This is a genomic window from Kitasatospora sp. NPDC049258, assembly GCF_040678895.1.
Lineage (GTDB): Bacteria > Actinomycetota > Actinomycetes > Streptomycetales > Streptomycetaceae > Kitasatospora.
This window is the reverse complement of record NZ_JBFAQT010000004.1, coordinates 54,417-71,196: the sequence shown is the minus strand read 5'-3', so window position 1 is coordinate 71,196 and position 16,780 is coordinate 54,417. Positions and strand designations below refer to the sequence as shown.

General features: G+C 73.1%; 10 protein-coding genes. 3 read left to right on the top strand and 7 right to left on the bottom strand.

The window, feature by feature from the left end; translation table 11 throughout:
• Window positions 1–11: 11 nt before the first annotated feature.
• From AB0K43_RS05105 to AB0K43_RS05090, 4 genes are all read right to left on the bottom strand, one after another.
• Complete coding sequence (locus AB0K43_RS05105; protein WP_363635904.1) at window positions 12–1,271, bottom strand: sugar ABC transporter permease; 1,260 nt, start codon at window positions 1,269–1,271, stop codon at window positions 12–14.
• Complete coding sequence (locus AB0K43_RS05100; protein ID WP_363635902.1) at window positions 1,268–2,056, bottom strand: ATP-binding cassette domain-containing protein; 789 nt, start codon at window positions 2,054–2,056, stop codon at window positions 1,268–1,270. Before AB0K43_RS05100 ends, AB0K43_RS05105 begins: the two co-directional genes overlap by 4 nt.
• A 192-nt stretch (window positions 2,057–2,248) precedes the next feature.
• Window positions 2,249–3,343 carry a substrate-binding domain-containing protein gene (locus AB0K43_RS05095; protein ID WP_363635900.1) on the bottom strand — a complete coding sequence of 365 codons (1,095 nt, stop codon included), beginning with the start codon at window positions 3,341–3,343 and terminating at the stop codon, window positions 2,249–2,251.
• Between the two features lie 188 nt (window positions 3,344–3,531).
• Entirely contained in the window at window positions 3,532–4,728 is a 1,197-nt protein-coding gene (locus tag AB0K43_RS05090; RefSeq protein ID WP_363635898.1) for an ROK family transcriptional regulator, read from the bottom strand.
• A 302-nt stretch (window positions 4,729–5,030) separates the two neighbouring features.
• Here AB0K43_RS05090 and pepN point away from each other — a divergent pair, with 302 nt between their 5' ends.
• Window positions 5,031–7,622, top strand: coding sequence for an aminopeptidase N (pepN, locus tag AB0K43_RS05085; protein WP_363635896.1), 2,592 nt, complete (start codon window positions 5,031–5,033; stop codon window positions 7,620–7,622).
• A 91-nt stretch (window positions 7,623–7,713) separates the two neighbouring features.
• Here pepN and AB0K43_RS05080 read toward each other — a convergent pair whose 3' ends face one another.
• Both AB0K43_RS05080 and malQ read right to left on the bottom strand, forming a co-directional pair.
• Window positions 7,714–7,944, bottom strand: coding sequence for a hypothetical protein (locus AB0K43_RS05080; RefSeq protein WP_363635894.1), 231 nt, complete (start codon window positions 7,942–7,944; stop codon window positions 7,714–7,716).
• A 21-nt stretch (window positions 7,945–7,965) separates the two neighbouring features.
• On the bottom strand, window positions 7,966–10,080 hold the full coding sequence (gene malQ / locus AB0K43_RS05075) for a 4-alpha-glucanotransferase (protein ID WP_363636270.1): 2,115 nt from the start codon (window positions 10,078–10,080) through the stop codon (window positions 7,966–7,968).
• 390 nt (window positions 10,081–10,470) lie between these two features.
• Here malQ and AB0K43_RS05070 point away from each other — a divergent pair, with 390 nt between their 5' ends.
• The gene (locus AB0K43_RS05070) at window positions 10,471–14,238 is read left to right on the top strand and encodes a beta-N-acetylglucosaminidase domain-containing protein (protein ID WP_363635892.1); all 3,768 of its coding nucleotides are present in this window, start codon (window positions 10,471–10,473) and stop codon (window positions 14,236–14,238) included.
• A gap of 146 nt (window positions 14,239–14,384) precedes the next feature.
• Here the strand turns inward: AB0K43_RS05070 and AB0K43_RS05065 are convergent, their stop codons facing one another.
• Entirely contained in the window at window positions 14,385–15,017 is a 633-nt protein-coding gene (locus AB0K43_RS05065) for an HNH endonuclease (protein WP_363635889.1), read from the bottom strand.
• 429 nt (window positions 15,018–15,446) lie between these two features.
• On the opposite strand from AB0K43_RS05065, the gene AB0K43_RS05060 reads away from it, so the two are divergent.
• Window positions 15,447–16,511 carry a mechanosensitive ion channel family protein gene (locus tag AB0K43_RS05060; RefSeq protein WP_363636268.1) on the top strand — a complete coding sequence of 355 codons (1,065 nt, stop codon included), beginning with the start codon at window positions 15,447–15,449 and terminating at the stop codon, window positions 16,509–16,511.
• The last annotated feature ends 269 nt before the right edge of the window (window positions 16,512–16,780 follow it).

The window sequence follows — 16,780 nt, the reverse complement described above, 5'->3', positions numbered from 1 at the left end:
GTACGCGGGGGTCAGCCCCGGCCGGAGGACTTCTGGGTGCGGCGGGAGACCGAGTCCAGCACGACCGCGCCGAGCAGGACCGCGCCGGTGATCATGTACTGGATGGCCTGGTTGACGTGCACCAGGTCCAGGCCGGTGATGATCGACTGGATCACCAGGATGCCGAGCAGCGCCGACCAGGTCTTGCCGCGGCCGCCGAACAGGCTGGTGCCGCCGATGACCGCCGCGGCGATCGAGTTCATCAGCACGCTGCCGCCACCGAGCAGCTTGTCCGCCGAGCCCTGCTGGGAGGCGATGAACAGGCCGCCCAGGGCCGCCATGCCGGCCGAGATCATGAAGACCGAGATCCGGACCCAGGCGACGTTGATGCCGGCCCGGCGGGCGGCCTCGACGCCACCGCCGACCGCGAAGATCTGCCGGCCGTAGGAGGTGCGGCGCAGCACGAAGTCGGTGATGACGACGATGCCGAAGAACACCACCAGGGGCAGCGGCAGGCCGCGGTCCTGGTTCAGCATGTACGCCGCGACCAGGCCGATCACGGCGATCACGCCGGTGCGCAGGGCGATCTCGCTCATCGGGCGGGCGGACAGGCCGGCGGCGGCGCGGCGGCGGCTGTCGATCAGCTGGCCGGCGCCGAACAGCACGATGCCCAGGAGGGCGAAGGCCCAGGTGAAGAAGACGTCGCCGTCACCGAGGAAGTAGGTGTCCAGCTTGGCGATCACACCGTCGTTGAGCAGGTTGACGGTGCCCTTGTCGCCGAGCACCGAGTTCTGCAGGCCCATCCAGGCCAGCATGCCGGCCAGGGTGACCACGAAGGCCGGGACGCCGATCTTGGCGAAGAAGAAGCCGTGCAGCGCGCCCATGCCGATGCCGACCGCCATCGCGATCAGGACGGCCAGCCACTCGTTGATGCCGGAGCGCACCGAGAGCACCGAGGCGATCGCGGCCGACACGCCGGCCACCGAGCCGAGCGACAGGTCGATCTCACCGAGCAGCAGCACGAAGACGATGCCGACCGCGATCAGGCCGGGGCCGGCGATCCACTTGGTGATGTTGGTGAGGTTGTCCGCGTTCAGGAAGTCGCCCGACACGGTCTGGAAGATGGCGGCGATCAGGATCAGGCCGAGGACGACCGGGACGGAGCCCAGGTCGCCGCTCTTCATCTTCCGCTTGAACTCCTCGACGTAGCCCGCGAAGCCCGCCTCGCGGACCAGCAGCCGGGGGTCGATCGCGGCCGGCGGCGTGTCGGTGGTGGTCTGGTTGGTGGTCACTTCGCGTCCTCCGCGAGACGTGCCTGACGCCGGGTCACGGCGTTCTCGGTGGCGCCGGTGATGGCGGAGATGATCTCCTCGTGCGAGGTGGTGGCCACCTCGAAGACGCCGTTGTTGCGGCCCAGGCGGAGCACCGCGACGGTGTCCGCGACGGCCTTGACGTCGGCCATGTTGTGGCTGATCAGGATCACCCCGAGGCCGCGGTCGCGCAGCCGCTCGACCAGGTCGAGCACCTGGGCGGTCTGCTCGACGCCGAGTGCGGCGGTCGGCTCGTCCAGGATGACGATCTTCGGGTCGCCCACCAGGGCGCGGGCGATCGCGACCACCTGGCGCTGACCGCCGGAGAGCGCGGCGATCGGGATCCGCACGCTCGGGATGCGGATCGACAGGGTGTCGAGCAGCTCCTTGGCGCGCTTCTCCATGGCGACCTCGTCCAGCGTGCCGAAGCGCTTCAGCTCGCGGCCGAGGAAGAGGTTGCCGACCACGTCGAGGTTGTCGCAGAGCGCCAAGTCCTGGTAGACGGTGGCGACGCCGAGTGCCTGGGCGTCGTGCGGCCGGTTGATGCCGACCTGCGCGCCCTCCCACTCGATGGCACCCTCGTCGATCGGGTGGACGCCGGCGATGGTCTTCACCAGCGTCGACTTGCCGGCGCCGTTGTCGCCCACCAGGGCGACCACCTCACCGGCGTGCACCTCCAGGTGGACGTCGGTCAGCGCCTGGACGGCACCGAAGCGCTTGGAGACCCCGCGCAACGCCAGTACGGGTGCGCCTGTCACGTGAACCATCTCCTTCATTCCCGCGCCGCCTGCTCTGGTGGGCAGGGCACGGCCACCGCGCGCCGACCCGGGCGCGAAGGGGTAGTGCGAAAAGGTTTGGGGGCGCGGCGGACCGCCTTCACCGGTGGAAGGCGGGAAGTCCGCACGCCGCGCCAGGGCGGGCGACGCCCTCCCGGAGGGGAGCGTCGCCCGCTGGTGGGGTTACTTCAGGCCGGCCGTGGCGCAGGCGGCGGCGTAGTCGCCGGTGCAGATGTCGGCGGCCTTGTACAGGCCGTCGGCGATCACGGTGTCCTGGATGTTCGCCTTGGTGACGACCTTCGGCTCCAGCAGCTTGGCCGGGATGGCCTTGTCGGTGTCGCTGTCGATGGTGGAGGAGGCGACGGACTTGATGTCCTTGCCCTGCAGCAGGTCGACGGCGAGCTCGGCGGCCGAGTCGGCGAGCGGCTTGTAGGCCTTGTAGATGGTGTAGGCCTGGTCGCCGGAGACCAGACGCTGGATCGCGTCGAGGCCGGCGTCCTGACCGCCGACCGGGACGGTGATGCCCGCGCCCTTGAGCTGGGTGATGATCGCGGCGGCCATGCCGTCGTTGGCGGAGTAGACGGCCTGGAAGCCGTCCTTGCCGAGCTGGGTGATGGCGGCGCCGACCTTCTGGCCCGCGACGGTGGGCTTCCACTCACCGGACTGCTCGTAGACGACCTTCTTGACCTTGCCGTCGAGGACCTTGTGGGCACCCGACTTGAACTTGCCGGCGTTCGGGTCGGCGTCGTCACCGTTGATCATGACGATGTTGGCGTCGGCGGCCTTGGCACCCAGGGCGTCGACCAGGGCCTGGCCCTGGAGCTCGCCGACCTTCTCGTTGTCGAACGAGACGTAGGCGGAGACCGGGCCGGTGGCCAGGCGGTCGTACGCGATGACCTTGACGCCCTTGTCGGCCGCCTCCTTGACCCAGGACTGGGTCGACTTGGCGTCGAACGCGTCCAGGATGATGACCTTGACACCCTGCGCGATCAGCGTGTCGAACTGCTGCTTCTGCTTCGCGGCGGAACCCTCGGCGTTGCTGTACTTGACGTTGCAGTCGGCGCAGAGGGCCTTGACCTTGGCCTCGATGAAGGGCTTGTCGAAGGACTCGTAGCGGGTCGACGAGGCGTTCTCGGGGAGCAGCAGGCCGATCGACTTGGTGTCGCCGGACGCGGCGCTGTCCTTCTTGTCACTGCCGGCCTTGCCGCAGGCGGCCATGGAGAGGGCCATCGAAACCGCGGCGGTACCGATGACAGCGCGACGCATCATTGCGTTCATGGTGGGGGTGCCTCCCTGACAGAGCCGCAACGTTGCGGCGAGGTGGAAGGGAGTCAACCCGGATCGTCCGCTTGTCGTCAATAAGTAAAACCGGAAGACCGAAAATTCGAACCCTTTCGTTATCTTCCTGAAGGCGAAGCCGAGACCATGCAGGTGGCGCAGGCCCCGGCGCCGCCTCTGTCGCCGGGTCAGGCCTGGGCGGCCGCGGTGACGCCGGTGTGCCGGATTGCGCCCGATTCGCCCATCTCGCTCATCACCAGCGCCAGCGCGCCCAGCACCTCGGCGCGGCCACCGAGGGTGCCCGGAACCACCGAGAGCTGCCGGGCGGCACTGGGGATCGCATACCGGGCAACCGAGTCCCGGATCGGGGAAAGCACCAGCTCACCGGCTTCCGCCAGGTCGCCACCGAGGATGATCCGGCGCGGGTTGAGCAGGTTGCACAGGGTCGCCACGCCCATCCCGATCTGCCGGCCCGCGTCCGCGATCACCCGGCGGCAGCCCAGATCACCCTGCTGGGCCAGCTGCACCACCTTGGTCAGGGTCAGCTCACCGGGGTGGTTGGCGTTCAAGAGGTTGAGCAGGTAGCGGGAGCCGACGAAGGTCTCCAGGCAGCCGCGGTTGCCGCAGCGGCAGACCGGCCCGGCCTCGTCCAGGGTGATGTGGCCGATCTCGCCGGCGGTGCCGCCCGGGCCGCGGTAGATCTGACCGTTTATCACCAGCCCGGACCCGACACCGCTGGCCACCTTGATGTACGCCAGGTCGCTCAGGCCGCGCCCGGCGCCCCAGACCAGCTCGCCCAGCGCGCCGAGGTTGGCGTCGTTGTCGACGTACACCTCCATGCCGAGGCGCTGGGAGAGCTCCTTGCCGGGGGCGATGCCGGTCCAGCCGGGCAGGATCGCGGTGGAGCCCAGCGCCCCGGTCTCCAGGTCGATCGGCCCGGGCACGCCGAGGCCGACGCCGATCACCTTGTCCGGGCGGAAGCCGGCCTGCGCCAGCAGCCGCTCGACCAGCGCCTCCGCCCGGTCGAAGCCCTGCTGGGCCGAGACGTCGACGTCGATCGGCTCGCTCTCCTCGGCGAGCACCCGGTGCGCCAGGTTGCCCACCGCGACCCGCAGGTGGGTGTGGCCGAAGTCCACGCCGACCACGATCCCGGCGTCGCCGCTGAGCGAGACGCTGCGCGCCCGGCGCCCGCCCGAGGAGGTGTCGGCGACCACGACGGTGCCGCTCTCCTTGAGCTCCCGGACGATGTTGGACACCGTGGCGGCCGACAGCCCGGTGCCCCGGGCGATCTCGGCCTGGGTGAGCGAGCCGGCCATCCGCACCGCGCGCAGCACCCGTTCGAGATTGGCCCGGTGCAACGAGGACTGCGATCCCGGTGTGTCCATCGACATGATTCACCCTCCCAGGGCACGGGGACTCGACCGTCCCCGCCCCTGCCGCGCCTTTGCGGCGGAGCTCCGGTGGCCTCGGTGATCGTCACCTGACGGTGTTGATCCCTCAACCAACTGTTCAGCTTCAACTTCTGAACTCTAGGCTCAGCCGCCGCCCTCCGCCGGGTCAAGCGCCAACCGGGACCGTTCTGAAACCTGCGCCGGGGCCCTCGGCCACCCCCGATATACGCAGGTCCACGCCGGACCGGGCATGGGAGGATGCCTGTGCATCCGAGCCTGACAAAGGAGTCCTGCGAGTGCCTGGCACCAACTTGACCCGTGAGGAGGCCCGCACCCGGGCCCAGCTCCTGCACGTGGACGCGTACGAGATCGATCTCGACCTGGGCACCGCCCGGGCGGGAGGCACGTTCCGGTCCACCACCGTGGTCCGGTTCTCCGCCACGACGCCGGGCGCCGACAGCTTCATCGACCTGGTCGCGCCCGGCGTGTCCGAGATCGTGCTCAACGGCCGGCCGCTGGACCTGGCCAACTTCGCCGACAGCCGGATCGCCCTGCCGGGCCTGGCGGCCGAGAACGAGCTCCGGGTGGTCGCCGACTGCGCGTACACCAACACCGGCGAGGGCCTGCACCGCTTCGTCGACCCGGTGGACGGCGAGACCTACCTCTACACCCAGTTCGAGGTGCCGGACGCCCGCCGGGTCTTCGCCAGCTTCGAGCAGCCCGACCTGAAGGCCACCTTCACCTTCACCGTGACCGCCCCGCGCGGCTGGGTCGTGGTCTCCAACTCCCCCACCCCGACCCCGACCGGCGAGGGCGAGACCCAGGTCTGGGCCTTCGAGCCCACCCCGCGGATCTCCACCTACATCACCGCGCTGGTGGCCGGCCCGTACGTCGGCGTGTTCGACGAGTACGTCAAGGGCGACCAGCGGGTGCCGCTCGGCGTCTACTGCCGCCCCTCGCTGCGCGAGTTCCTGGACGCGGACGCGATCTTCGAGGTCACCCGGCAGGGCTTCGACTACTTCCAGGAGAAGTTCGACTTCGCCTACCCGTTCGCCAAGTACGACCAGCTCTTCGTGCCGGAGTTCAACGCCGGCGCGATGGAGAACGCGGGCGCGGTCACCCTGCGCGACCAGTACGTGTTCCGCTCCAAGGTCACCGACGCCTCGTACGAGGCCCGGGCCGCCACCATCCTGCACGAGCTGGCCCACATGTGGTTCGGCGACCTGGTCACCATGGAGTGGTGGAACGACCTCTGGCTGAACGAGTCGTTCGCGACCTTCGCCGAGGCGGTCTGCCAGGCCGAGGCCCCCGGCTCCCGCTGGCCCGGCTCCTGGACCACCTTCGCCAACCAGATGAAGACCTGGGCGTACCGGCAGGACCAGCTGCCCTCCACCCACCCGATCATGGCGGAGATCAACGACCTGGAGGACGTCCAGGTCAACTTCGACGGCATCACCTACGCCAAGGGCGCCTCGGTGCTCAAGCAGCTGGTGGCCTACGTCGGCCAGGACGCCTTCTTCGAGGGCGTCCGCGCCTACTTCAAGCAGCACGCCTGGGGCAACACCCGCCTCGGCGACCTGCTCGGCGCGCTGGAGAAGGCCAGCGGCCGCGACCTCAAGACCTGGTCCAAGGCGTGGCTGGAGACGGCCGGCATCAACATCCTGCGCCCGGAGCTGGAGCTGGCCGAGGACGGCACCATCACCTCCTTCGCCGTGCTCCAGGAGGCCCCGGCGCTGCCCGCCGGCGCCAAGGGCGAGGCGGTGCTGCGCCCGCACCGGATCGCGATCGGCGCGTACGAGCTGCAGGACGGCACGCTGGTGCGCACCGACCGGATCGAGCTGGACGTCGACGGCGCGCGCACCGAGGTGCCGCAGCTGGTCGGCCGCCGCAAGCCCACCGTGCTGCTGCTCAACGACGACGACCTCTCCTACGCCAAGGTCCGCCTGGACGAGGGCTCGCTGGCCGCGGTGACCGAGCACCTGGGCGGCTTCACCGACTCGCTGCCGCGCGCGCTGTGCTGGGCCTCGGCCTGGGACATGACCCGCGACGGCGAGCTGGCCGCCCGCGACTACCTGGCGCTGGCGCTGTCCGGCCTCGGCCGGGAGTCCGACATCGGCGTGGTCCAGTCGGTGCAGCGCCAGGTCAAGGTGGCACTGGACGCCTACGCCGACCCGGCCTGGCGCGAGCAGGGCCTGGCCCGCTGGGCCGCCGCCGCCGAGGAGCAGCTGCGCGCCGCCGCCCCCGGCAGCGACCACCAGCTGGCCTGGGCCCGGACGCTGGCCTCCGCCGCCCGCTCCGACGAGCAGCTCGCGCTGCTCGCCGCGCTGCTGGACGGCTCCGCCACGGTGGACGGCCTGGCCGTCGACACCGAGCTGCGCTGGACCCTGCTCGGCCGCCTGGTGGCCACCGGCCGCGCGGACGACAAGGCCGTCGAGGCCGAGCTGGCCCGTGACAACACCGCCGCCGGGCAGGAGCACGCCGCCAGCTGCCGGGCCGCCCGCCCGACCGCCGCGGCCAAGGCCGAGGCCTGGGCCTCGGTGGTGGAGTCGGACGAGCTCACCAACTACGTCCAGGAGGCCGTCATCGGCGGCTTCCAGCAGTCCGACCAGCGTGGGCTGCTCGCCCCGTACACCGCCCGGTACTTCGCGGCGGTCAAGGGGATCTACGAGACCCGCAGCCACGAGATCTCGCAGCAGATCATCGTCGGTCTGTACCCGTCCTACCAGGTCGAGCAGGCCACCCTGGACGCCACCGACGCCTGGCTGGCCTCGGCCGACCCGGCGCCGGCCCTGCGCCGCCAGGTGGTCGAATCCCGGGCGGGCATCGAGCGCGCGCTGAAGGCCCAGGAGGCCGACCGCGCGGCCGGCGCCCGGGCGCTCGGCCACTGACGGTCGGGAGCACGCAAGACCCCCGTCACCTCGGAGGAGGTGGCGGGGGTCTGCTGCTTCGCCCGGCGGCCGAGCGCCGGACGGCGGTCGGTTACTTGCTGCCGTGCCGGCGCGCCGAGAGCATGCACAGGCCGGCGATCACGACGAACGACAGGACCGGGATCCCGACGAACAGACCGAGGGTCTGCGCGACGGTCAGACCCTGGCCCGGGTCGTCGCCGTCGTCCCGGATCAGCGCCATGGCGGGCGACGACATCAGCAGCATCATCAGCGTGGCCGCTGCGGAGACCGCACCAGCGCGCAAAGCGTTCCTCTTGTCCACGTTTTCCACGGTACCGGCCGTCTACCGGCCCCCGCGCGCCGGGGTGGGCCTTCCGGTACGCACCGGGACGGCGGGCCCCGCCGCGGTGCGCCCCGCCATGGCCGCCGCCAGCCGGGCGGTGCCGGGCGCGGCGGCCAGCTGCGCCAGGGTGACCGGCACCCCGGCGGCGTCCGCCAGCGGGAGCCGCCAGTTGGGGTACTGGTCCCAGGTGCCGGGCAGGTTCTGCGGGCGCGGGTCGCCCACCGCGTCCGGCAGCCAGACGCCGACCAGCTGAGCCGGGGTGGCCAGCAGGAAGCCGTAGAGCGCCTCCGGGGTCAGGTCGTCCTCGGCCGCGAGCTGCCCGATGCGGACCAGCTCGGCGTGCCACTCGGTCAGCTCGGCCGCCGCCTCGGCCTGCTCCTCGCCCAGCGGCCGGGCCAGCAGCCCCAGCCGGTGCCGCAGCTCGACGTGCTCCCCGGTCAGCCGGGCGGCAGTGCTCGGCAGGTCATGGGTGGTCAGGGTGGCCAGGCAGCCGGAGCGCCAGCGCTCGGGCGGCAGGATCGCCCCCTTGTCCTGCCAGTCCCGCTCGAACCAGAGCACCGAGGTGCCGAGGATGCCGCGGGCCGTCAGCTCTTCGCGCACCCCGGGCTCGACCGTGCCGAGGTCCTCGCCGATCACCCGGGTGCCGGCCCGGTGCGCCTCCAGCGCCAGCACCCCGAGCATCGCCTCGGCGTCGTAGCGGACGTACGCCCCACGGGTCGGCGGCTGGCCGGCCGGCACCCACCAGAGCCGGAACAGGCCCATCACATGGTCGATCCGGATCGCCCCGGCGTGCCGGGCCGAGGACCGCAGCAGCTCCGCGTAGGGCGCGTAGCCGGCCTCGGCGAGGGCGTCGGGGCGCCACGGCGGCAGGCCCCAGTCCTGGCCGTGCGCATTGAAGGCGTCCGGCGGGGCGCCGACCGAGATGCCCTCGGCCAGGACGTCCTGGAGCACCCAGGCGTCCGCGCCGTCCGGGTGCACGCCGACGGCCAGGTCGTGGATCAGGCCGACGCCCATCCCGGCCCGCTCGGCGGCCTGCTGCGCCCCGCCGAGCTGCTCGTCCACCAGCCAGGCGAGCCAGCGGTGGAACTCGACCCGGTCCGCCAACTCCTGCGCGGCCAGCCGCACATGGGGGCTGTCGGGATGCCGCAGGCCCTTCGGCCAGTGGTGCCGGTCACTGCCGTGCACCTCGGCCAGCGCGCACCAGATGGCGTACTGCTCCAGCCAGCGGCCCTCGCGGTGGACGAACGCCCGGTAGGCGGCGTCCCGGCCCACCCCCCGGGGCACCCGGTGCAGGACCTCCAGCGCCTGGCGCTTCAGCGCCCAGACCGCGTCACGGTCGATCAGCCCGTCGTGTTCGAGCACCTCGGCACGCAAGTGCTCGGCGCGGCGCGGCAGTTCACCGAGGTCGGCGTAGGCGTACTCGGGCACCGCCTCGATCCGCAGGTGCACCGGATCGGCGAAGCGCCGGGAGGAGGGGCGATACGGGGACGGGTCGCAGGGGGCCCCGGGCAGGCCGGCGTGCAGCGGGTTCAGCTGGACGAAGTCGGCGCCCAGCTCGTTGCCGGCCCACTGCACCAGTTCGGTCAGGTCGCCCAGGTCGCCCATGCCCCAGGAGCGTTCGGAGAACACCGAGTACAGCTGGGCGAGGAAGCCCCAGCCGCCGCCGGCCGGCTCCGGCACCCGCTGCGGCGCCACGATCAGCGCGGCGCTGCCCGCGCGAGCGCCGAGCCGGGCGGTGAGGCGGTGCCGGCCCAGCGGCAGGTCGGCCGGGAGCCAGTGCGAGTGGCCGGTGGGGAGCGTCCAGCTGCCGCCGTCCTCCAGCTCGATGCTCAACTGCGCCGCGGCCGGCACGTCCAGCGCCGTGCGCCGACCGGCCCGGGCCACGACGCACGGCGGGAGCAACCTGGCGGCCTGCTCGGCCCGGTGGCGCTCCAGCTCGGCGCGCACCGACTCCGGGGTGGCGGCGTCCACACCGAGCGCGGCGAGCACCGCCACCAGCGTGTCCGGCGCCACCGGCACCGGGCCGCTGCCCGGGTCGTACGTGCTGTCCACCCCGTACGCGTGGGCCAGCGCGACCAGTTCCGGCGGCGGTGCCGGACTGTCCTCGGCGGGCACCTGCTGCCCGTTGCTGCCGGTCTCGTCACGGTCCAGGAATGCGGCCACGCTGCGGCTCCCTGTGGTCTGGAGGGCACCCAATGGTGAACAGCCACAGTCCTACCCGTCCCGGGGGCCCGCGACCCCGACCGACACGAGGACAGCGCCGCGGCGGCCACCGGGGGCCCGCCGGTCGGCGGCCGGCTCCCGCGCCGGCACCGTCGCCACGGCGCCCGGGCGGGCCGATCGTTGCCGCTTTCCGGATATATCAGACATACACGCCGGTGACGTTGACACCGCCCCGGGCAACTGGTGGGCTGTGGCGGCGAGGCGGGTCAAGGGTGGTGCGGCAGTTCGGTGATCCGCGGCGGCGGCGTCGGTGAGCTGCGCTTTCGGTGCGAGGAGGCTCCTGTGCAGGCGCGCGTTTCTGAGGCGGCGGGACGGCGGCTGAGGCACCGGATCGAGCACAGCCAGGCGCTGCGCGAGGTGCTGTGGCACCCGGCCGCGCTGACCGCCCGGCGGACGGCCGCCCGGACCGCCCGTCAGCTGGCGCCCAAGGCCGCCGACCGCTTCATCGCCGACATCAAGGGCACCCGGCCGCTGCTCGCCTCGGTACGGGCGGAACGCAAGGCCGGCCGCCGCAGCGGCGCCCTCCAGCTGGCCGCCACCCTGTCGGCCGCCGCGGTGGTCGGCGGCCTGCTGATCAGCGCGCCGCCCGGGTACGCCGCACCGGTCGGCGACCGGCGGGCCATGAGCGCCCCGGCCGCCGTCACCCCGCTCGGCTCGCTGGCCGACCCGCAGGTGTACCCGCGCCCCCAGCAGCTCCGGGCGGCCGGACGGCCGGTCGGCGTCCCGCAGGCCGTCACGCTGGTCACCGGTGACGGTGCGGACGACGCGGCGCTGGACGCGGTCCGGCAGGTGCTGGGCACCGCCGGCGCCACCGAGGTCACCCCGGTGCCGGAGGCCCCCGCCCCGGCCGCCGGCGCACTGGTGGTCTACCTGGGCGGACCGGGCGAGCAGGCGGACCGGCTGCTGCACGACCTGGCCGCGGCCGGCGGCGCCGAGCAGCAGAGCGCCGCCGGACTCCCGGCCGGCGGCTACGTGCTGGCCGCCGGTCAGCTGCCCGCCCCCGGGGGCGGCAGCTACGGCGCCGTGGTGCTGTCCGGCGTCGACGGCGCGGGCACCTTCTACGCCGCGCAGAGCCTGCGGCAGCTGCTCTCGCCGCTCGCCCCCGGCCAGGGGCAGGGCGAGGGGGCCAAGGGCTTCCCCGGCCTGACCATCCGCGACTGGCCGAGCGGCGCCGCCGTCCGCGGCACCGCCGAGAGCTTCTACGGCACCCCGTGGAGCGCCGAGGAGCGGCTCGACCAGATCGACTTCCTCGGCCGCACCAAGCAGAACTTCTTCCTCTACGCGCCGGGCGGCGACCCGTACCGGCTGTCGCGCTGGCGCGAGGCCTACCCGGCCGCCCAGGCGGAGGAGCTGCGCGCGCTGGCCGCCCGGGCCCGGGCCAACCACGTCACCCTGGGCTATGCGATCGACCCCGGGCAGTCGTTCTGCTACAGCTCCGGCAAGGATCTGGACGCGCTGCTCAACAAGCTCGACGCGCTGCGCCAACTGGGCTTCCGCGCCTTCCAGTTGCAGTTCCTCGACGTGAGCTACGACGAATGGCACTGCGGCGCCGACCGGAAGGCGTACGGCACCGGTCCGGCGGCCGCGGCCAAGGCGCAGGCCGCGCTGGTGGGCAAGGTCCGCGAGCGGCTGGCCAAGCACCCCGAGCCGGCCCCGCTCTCGGTGATGCCGACCGAGTACCAGAAGCAGGGCGCCACCCCGTACCGGACTGCGCTGGCGGCGGCGCTGCCCAAGGACGTCCAGGTCGCCTGGAGCGGAGGCGCGGCGATCCCGGCGAAGGTGACGGGCAGTCAGTTCGACGAGACCGCAGGGCTGTTCGGCCGTCCGCTGGTCACCATGGACAACTACCCGGTGAACGACTCCACCCCGGAGCGGCTCTACCTGGGCGGCTACGCCGGCCGCGACCCCGAGGTGGCGAAGCGCTCGGCCGTCCTGCTGACCGCCGCGATGAGCCAGCCGGTCGCCTCCCGGATCCCGCTGGCGACCGCGGCGGACTTCGGCTGGCAGCCGGACGGCTACCAGCCGCTGGACTCCTGGCGCTCGGCGCTGCACTCGCTGGCCGCGAACGACGCCGAGCTGGCCGCGCTGACCGCCCTGGCCGGCAACAGCTCCTCGTCCCCGCTGTCCCGGCAGGAGTCGAGCTACCTGCTGCCGCTGCTGGAGCACTTCTGGGCCGCGCTGGAGCCGACCGCCGGCAACACCCCCGACCTGGCCCGGCTGACCGAGGCCGCCGGCCCGCTCCGGGACGCCTTCCGCACCATGGCCGCGGCCCCGCAGACCCTCGGCGACGACCCGATCGGGCCGGAGACCGGCCCCTGGCTGACCAAGCTCGCCGGGTACGGCCAGGCCGGCCAGGCCGCCGTCGACATGCTGCTGGCGCAGCGCGGCGGCGACGGCAACGCCGCCTGGGACGCCCGGGTCCGGCTGCGCAGCCTGCGCGAGCGGCTGGACGGCAGCCCGGTGACGGTCGGCGCGGACGTGCTGGACGGCTTCCTGGAGCGCGCGGTGCAGTCCGCCGACACCTGGTCCGGCATAACGGCCGGCGGGATCACCGCCAGCAGCACCTTCGGCAGCGCGCACGACCACGTGCCCGCTCTGATGGCGGACGGCGAGGCCGGCACCTTCTACTGGAGTGCGGGCCCGCCGCAGCCGGGCGACACGGTCGGCCTGGACCTGGGCACCGCCCGGCCGATCGGCCGGGTCACGGTGCTGATGGGCTCCTGGGGCGACTCCCCGGACGCGGCCGCCGCGGCCGGCGACTACCTGCACGACGCGGTGCTGGAGTACTCCACCGGCTCCGGCGGCTGGCACCAGCTGGCCAAGGTGCACAACCAGCCGAGCATCTCGGTGGACGTCCCGGCCGGCACGGTGGTCAAGGCCGTCCGGCTGCGGGCCACGGCGGGCCAGAAGACCGCGGTGGCGATCCGCGAGTTCGGCGTGGCGGCGCCCGGCGACAGCCCGGCCTCGGTCAGCGCGCCGCCGGCCGCACCGGGCTCCTCCGCCGCCGCGGTGCTGGACGGCGACCCGGACACCGCCTGGCGGGCGGCCGGGGTGCCGAGCAACAGCACCGCACCGCTCACCGTCGAGCTCGGCGCACCCCGCCCGCTGGACCGGGTGACCGTGCTCACCGACCCCACCGTCCGGGCCACCGCGACCGCGCAGGTGCGCCGCCCGGACGGCAGCTGGGTGCCGATCGGCCCGGTGAACCCCGGGTACAACGAGCTGCCGGCCGGTGGCGGCGCGGCCGAGGCGATCCGTCTGGTCTGGGCGGCGGGCGGCGACGCGCCGGTGGTCAACCAGATCATCCCCTGGTACGCCGACGTGCCGGCGGCCCGGCTGAGCCTGCCCGCCGCGCCGCTGGACGTGGTGGCCGGCCAGCCGACCCCGGCGCAGGCCAAGGCGGTGCTGGAGGCGGGCCGGCCGGAAGGGGCGACCGGCCAGCTGAAGGCCGAGGTGCCCGCCGAGGCCAAGGGGCTGACGGTCACCCCCGCGGCGGCCGTCACCGTGCCGCGCGGTGCGAAGGTCGGGGCTCCGCTGCTGGTCACCGCAGCCGCAGGCACCCCTTCGGGGACCTACCAGGTGCCGGTCACCTTCACCTCGGGCACGCTGACGGCGCGCCAGGTGCTGCTGGTGCACGTGGTGCCGCCCACCGGCGGTCCGGACCTGGCCAGGACCGGCACCGCCAGCTCCTCCGGCGACGCGGCCGCCTCCCAGCCCGCCTCCGCCGTCACCGACGGCGACCCGAAGACCCGCTGGGCGGCCAAGGCGGTGGACGACGCCTGGGTGCAGGTCCGGCTGCCGGCGAAGGTCCGGCTGGGCTCGGCGGTGCTGCACTGGCAGGAGGCGTACGCCTCCTCGTACCGGCTGCAGACCTCCGCGGACGGGGTCAGCTGGACCACCGTCGCCACGGTCGAGGACAGCACCGGCGGCACCGAGACGGTGCGCTTCGACGCGCCGGACACCCAGTACCTGCGGGTGCAGGGGGTGACCAGGGCGACCGCCTACGGGTACTCGCTGTGGGGCGTGGAGGCCTACGCGGTCGCTCCGTAGCGGCTCGCGCCGTAGCGGCTCGCGCCGTAGCGCTGCTCACGCCCCGGCGCACCGCGGGCAGACGGCGGGCCGCCTGCGCTCCCGCTGGGGGTGCACAGGCGGCCCATGAGGCTCACCGAAGGATGTGTCGGGCAGGCCCTTGTCTGTCAGGCGGAGAGCGGCTCTGGCTGCTCTCCGCGGCGGATGGGGCGCGACCGGCCGTGCGGGCCCGGCAGGACACCCCCGGTCTCGGTATGGTCGTGGTGCTCGAAGCCGCTCAGCTGCTGGTGCAGCTGGTCGAGGCCGCCGTACGGCTCCAGGTAGGGGCGCCAGCGCGGGTCCTTGATCCCGGTGCCGATCACCCGCCAGGCGAGGCCGCTCGGTGCGGCCGGGGGGTGCTTCATCCGCCAGCCGAGCTCCGTCAGGTGACGGTCGGCCTTGGTGTGGTTGCAGCGGCGGCAGGCAGCGACCACGTTGTCCCACCGGTGCTGGCCGCCCCGGCTGCGCGGGATGACGTGGTCGACGCTGGTGGCGGCGGCCCCGCAGTAGACGCAGCGCCCGTGGTCACGGGCGAACAGTGCGCGGCGGGTGAGCGGGACGGGCCCGCGGTAGGGGACCCGGACGAAGCGGGTCAGTCGGACGACGGACGGCGCCAGAACGGCGCTGGTGGCGCTGTGCAGAGTGATACCGGAGTCCTCCAGGCAGACCGCCTTGTGACTGAGGACCAGGATGAGAGCGCGGCGCATCGATACGACACCGAGTGGCTCGTAGGACGCGTTGAGGACCAGGACATGCGGCACGGAGGCCTCCTTGGACGCCTGCGGCGCGTGGCTCGCGCCGGGACGAGCGGGCGATCGCGCATTTTGAGCGCGATCTCCCCCAGTGTCGCCTTACGTCTTCGTACAGCGCCACCATTTCCTGCCTAACAGATCGTTCGGAAACGGACAGTGCCGCTCTCCGGGTGCGTGGATGTGCGATCCGTCATACCCGGTATGCCCGCACGGCGCATCCGCTGCACCCGGCGTGCCTGGTGAGCGCCCTGCGGGCGGGGTCCGGAGGCGCTGACGGCGTGTCCGTCCGGGTGGTCGGCGGCCGATAGGGTTGTCCGGACGGTCCGCCCCGACCGGGCGGCCGCTCACAGCTCCCCCCGGAAGGAAGCCCTGCACGTGGTTCGGTCCGCCCCGGTCAGCCTGCTCGCTGACGCGACCCCCTCCCCCGCCTCCCCCACGCTGAACTTCACCCTGCCGACCAGTACCGACCAGGTGAGCAGCACCACCAGACAGGCCGCGAGCTGGCTGGACGCGAACTGGCAGGGCTGGGTCGAGGGCGCGCTGCGGATCCTGTTCATCGTGCTGCTGGCCCTGGTGCTGCGGGCGATGGTGCGCAAGCTGATCGACAAGCTGATCGCGCGGATGGGCCGCCCCTCGGAGGCCGAGGCGGAGCTGAGCCGGCTCGGCGGGCTGCTGGCCAACAGCGGCATGGTCAACACCGAGCGCCGCCAGCAGCGCTCGGAGGCGATCGGGTCGGTGCTGCGCAGCGTGGCCTCGTTCACCATCCTGGGGACGGCCGCCCTGATGGTGCTGTCCGCGCTCGGGGTGAACCTGGCGCCGCTGCTGGCCAGCGCCGGCGTGGCCGGTGTGGCGATCGGTTTCGGCGCGCGCAACCTGGTGACCGACTTCCTGTCCGGGGTCTTCATGATCATGGAGGACCAGTACGGCGTCGGGGACGAGATCGACACCGGGGTGGCCACCGGCACCGTGCTGGAGGTGGGCCTGCGGGTGACCAAGCTGCGCGGCACCGGCGGTGAGATCTGGTACATCCGCAACGGCGAGGTCAAGCGGATCGCCAACATGAGCCAGGGCTGGGCGACCGCCGCCGTGGACGTGCAGGTGGGCTACCGGGAGGACCTGGAGCGGGTCGAGGCGCTGATCACCGAGACCGCGGAGCAGCTGACCAAGGAGTCCCCGTTCGACGAGCTGATCTGGGGCCGGGTGAAGGTGCTGGGCGTCGAGTCGGTGGCGGCGGACTCGGTGGTGCTGCGGCTGGAGGCGCGCTGCTCGCCGGGGAACGCCGCGCTGGTCTCCCGGACCTTGCGGCTGCGGCTGAAGGCGGCCTTCGACCTGGCGGGCGTGAAGCTCAAGGAGGAGGCCGCCCCGGCCGGCGCCGTCGCGCCCGCCGCCACCGGCGTGGAGATCCTGCCGCCCTCGGTGCTGGCCGATCCGGGCTCGGCCCGGTCGCTGGCCACCAAGCCGATCCCGCAGCCGGCGGACGGCACCGGGCCGGCCGCCGGCTGACCGCCGAGGACGACCTGCGGAGCCCCGTTCCCCCTGGTGGGGGGCGGGGCTCCGGCCGTTTCCGGTAACGCTTCGGCATCCTCGCCCGGCGCGGCCATTGACACTCGGCCGGGCCGGGATCTACGGTCCTTCCCAAGGAATTGGAAACTTTCCTAACAGTTCAACGGCCAACTGCGGCGCAGCCGCACCGGCCGTCACCCCGGGCAGCACCGCACCCCGCCGGCAGAGGAGGATCGGACCGTGACCGACAACACCCGCTCCCGCTCGCC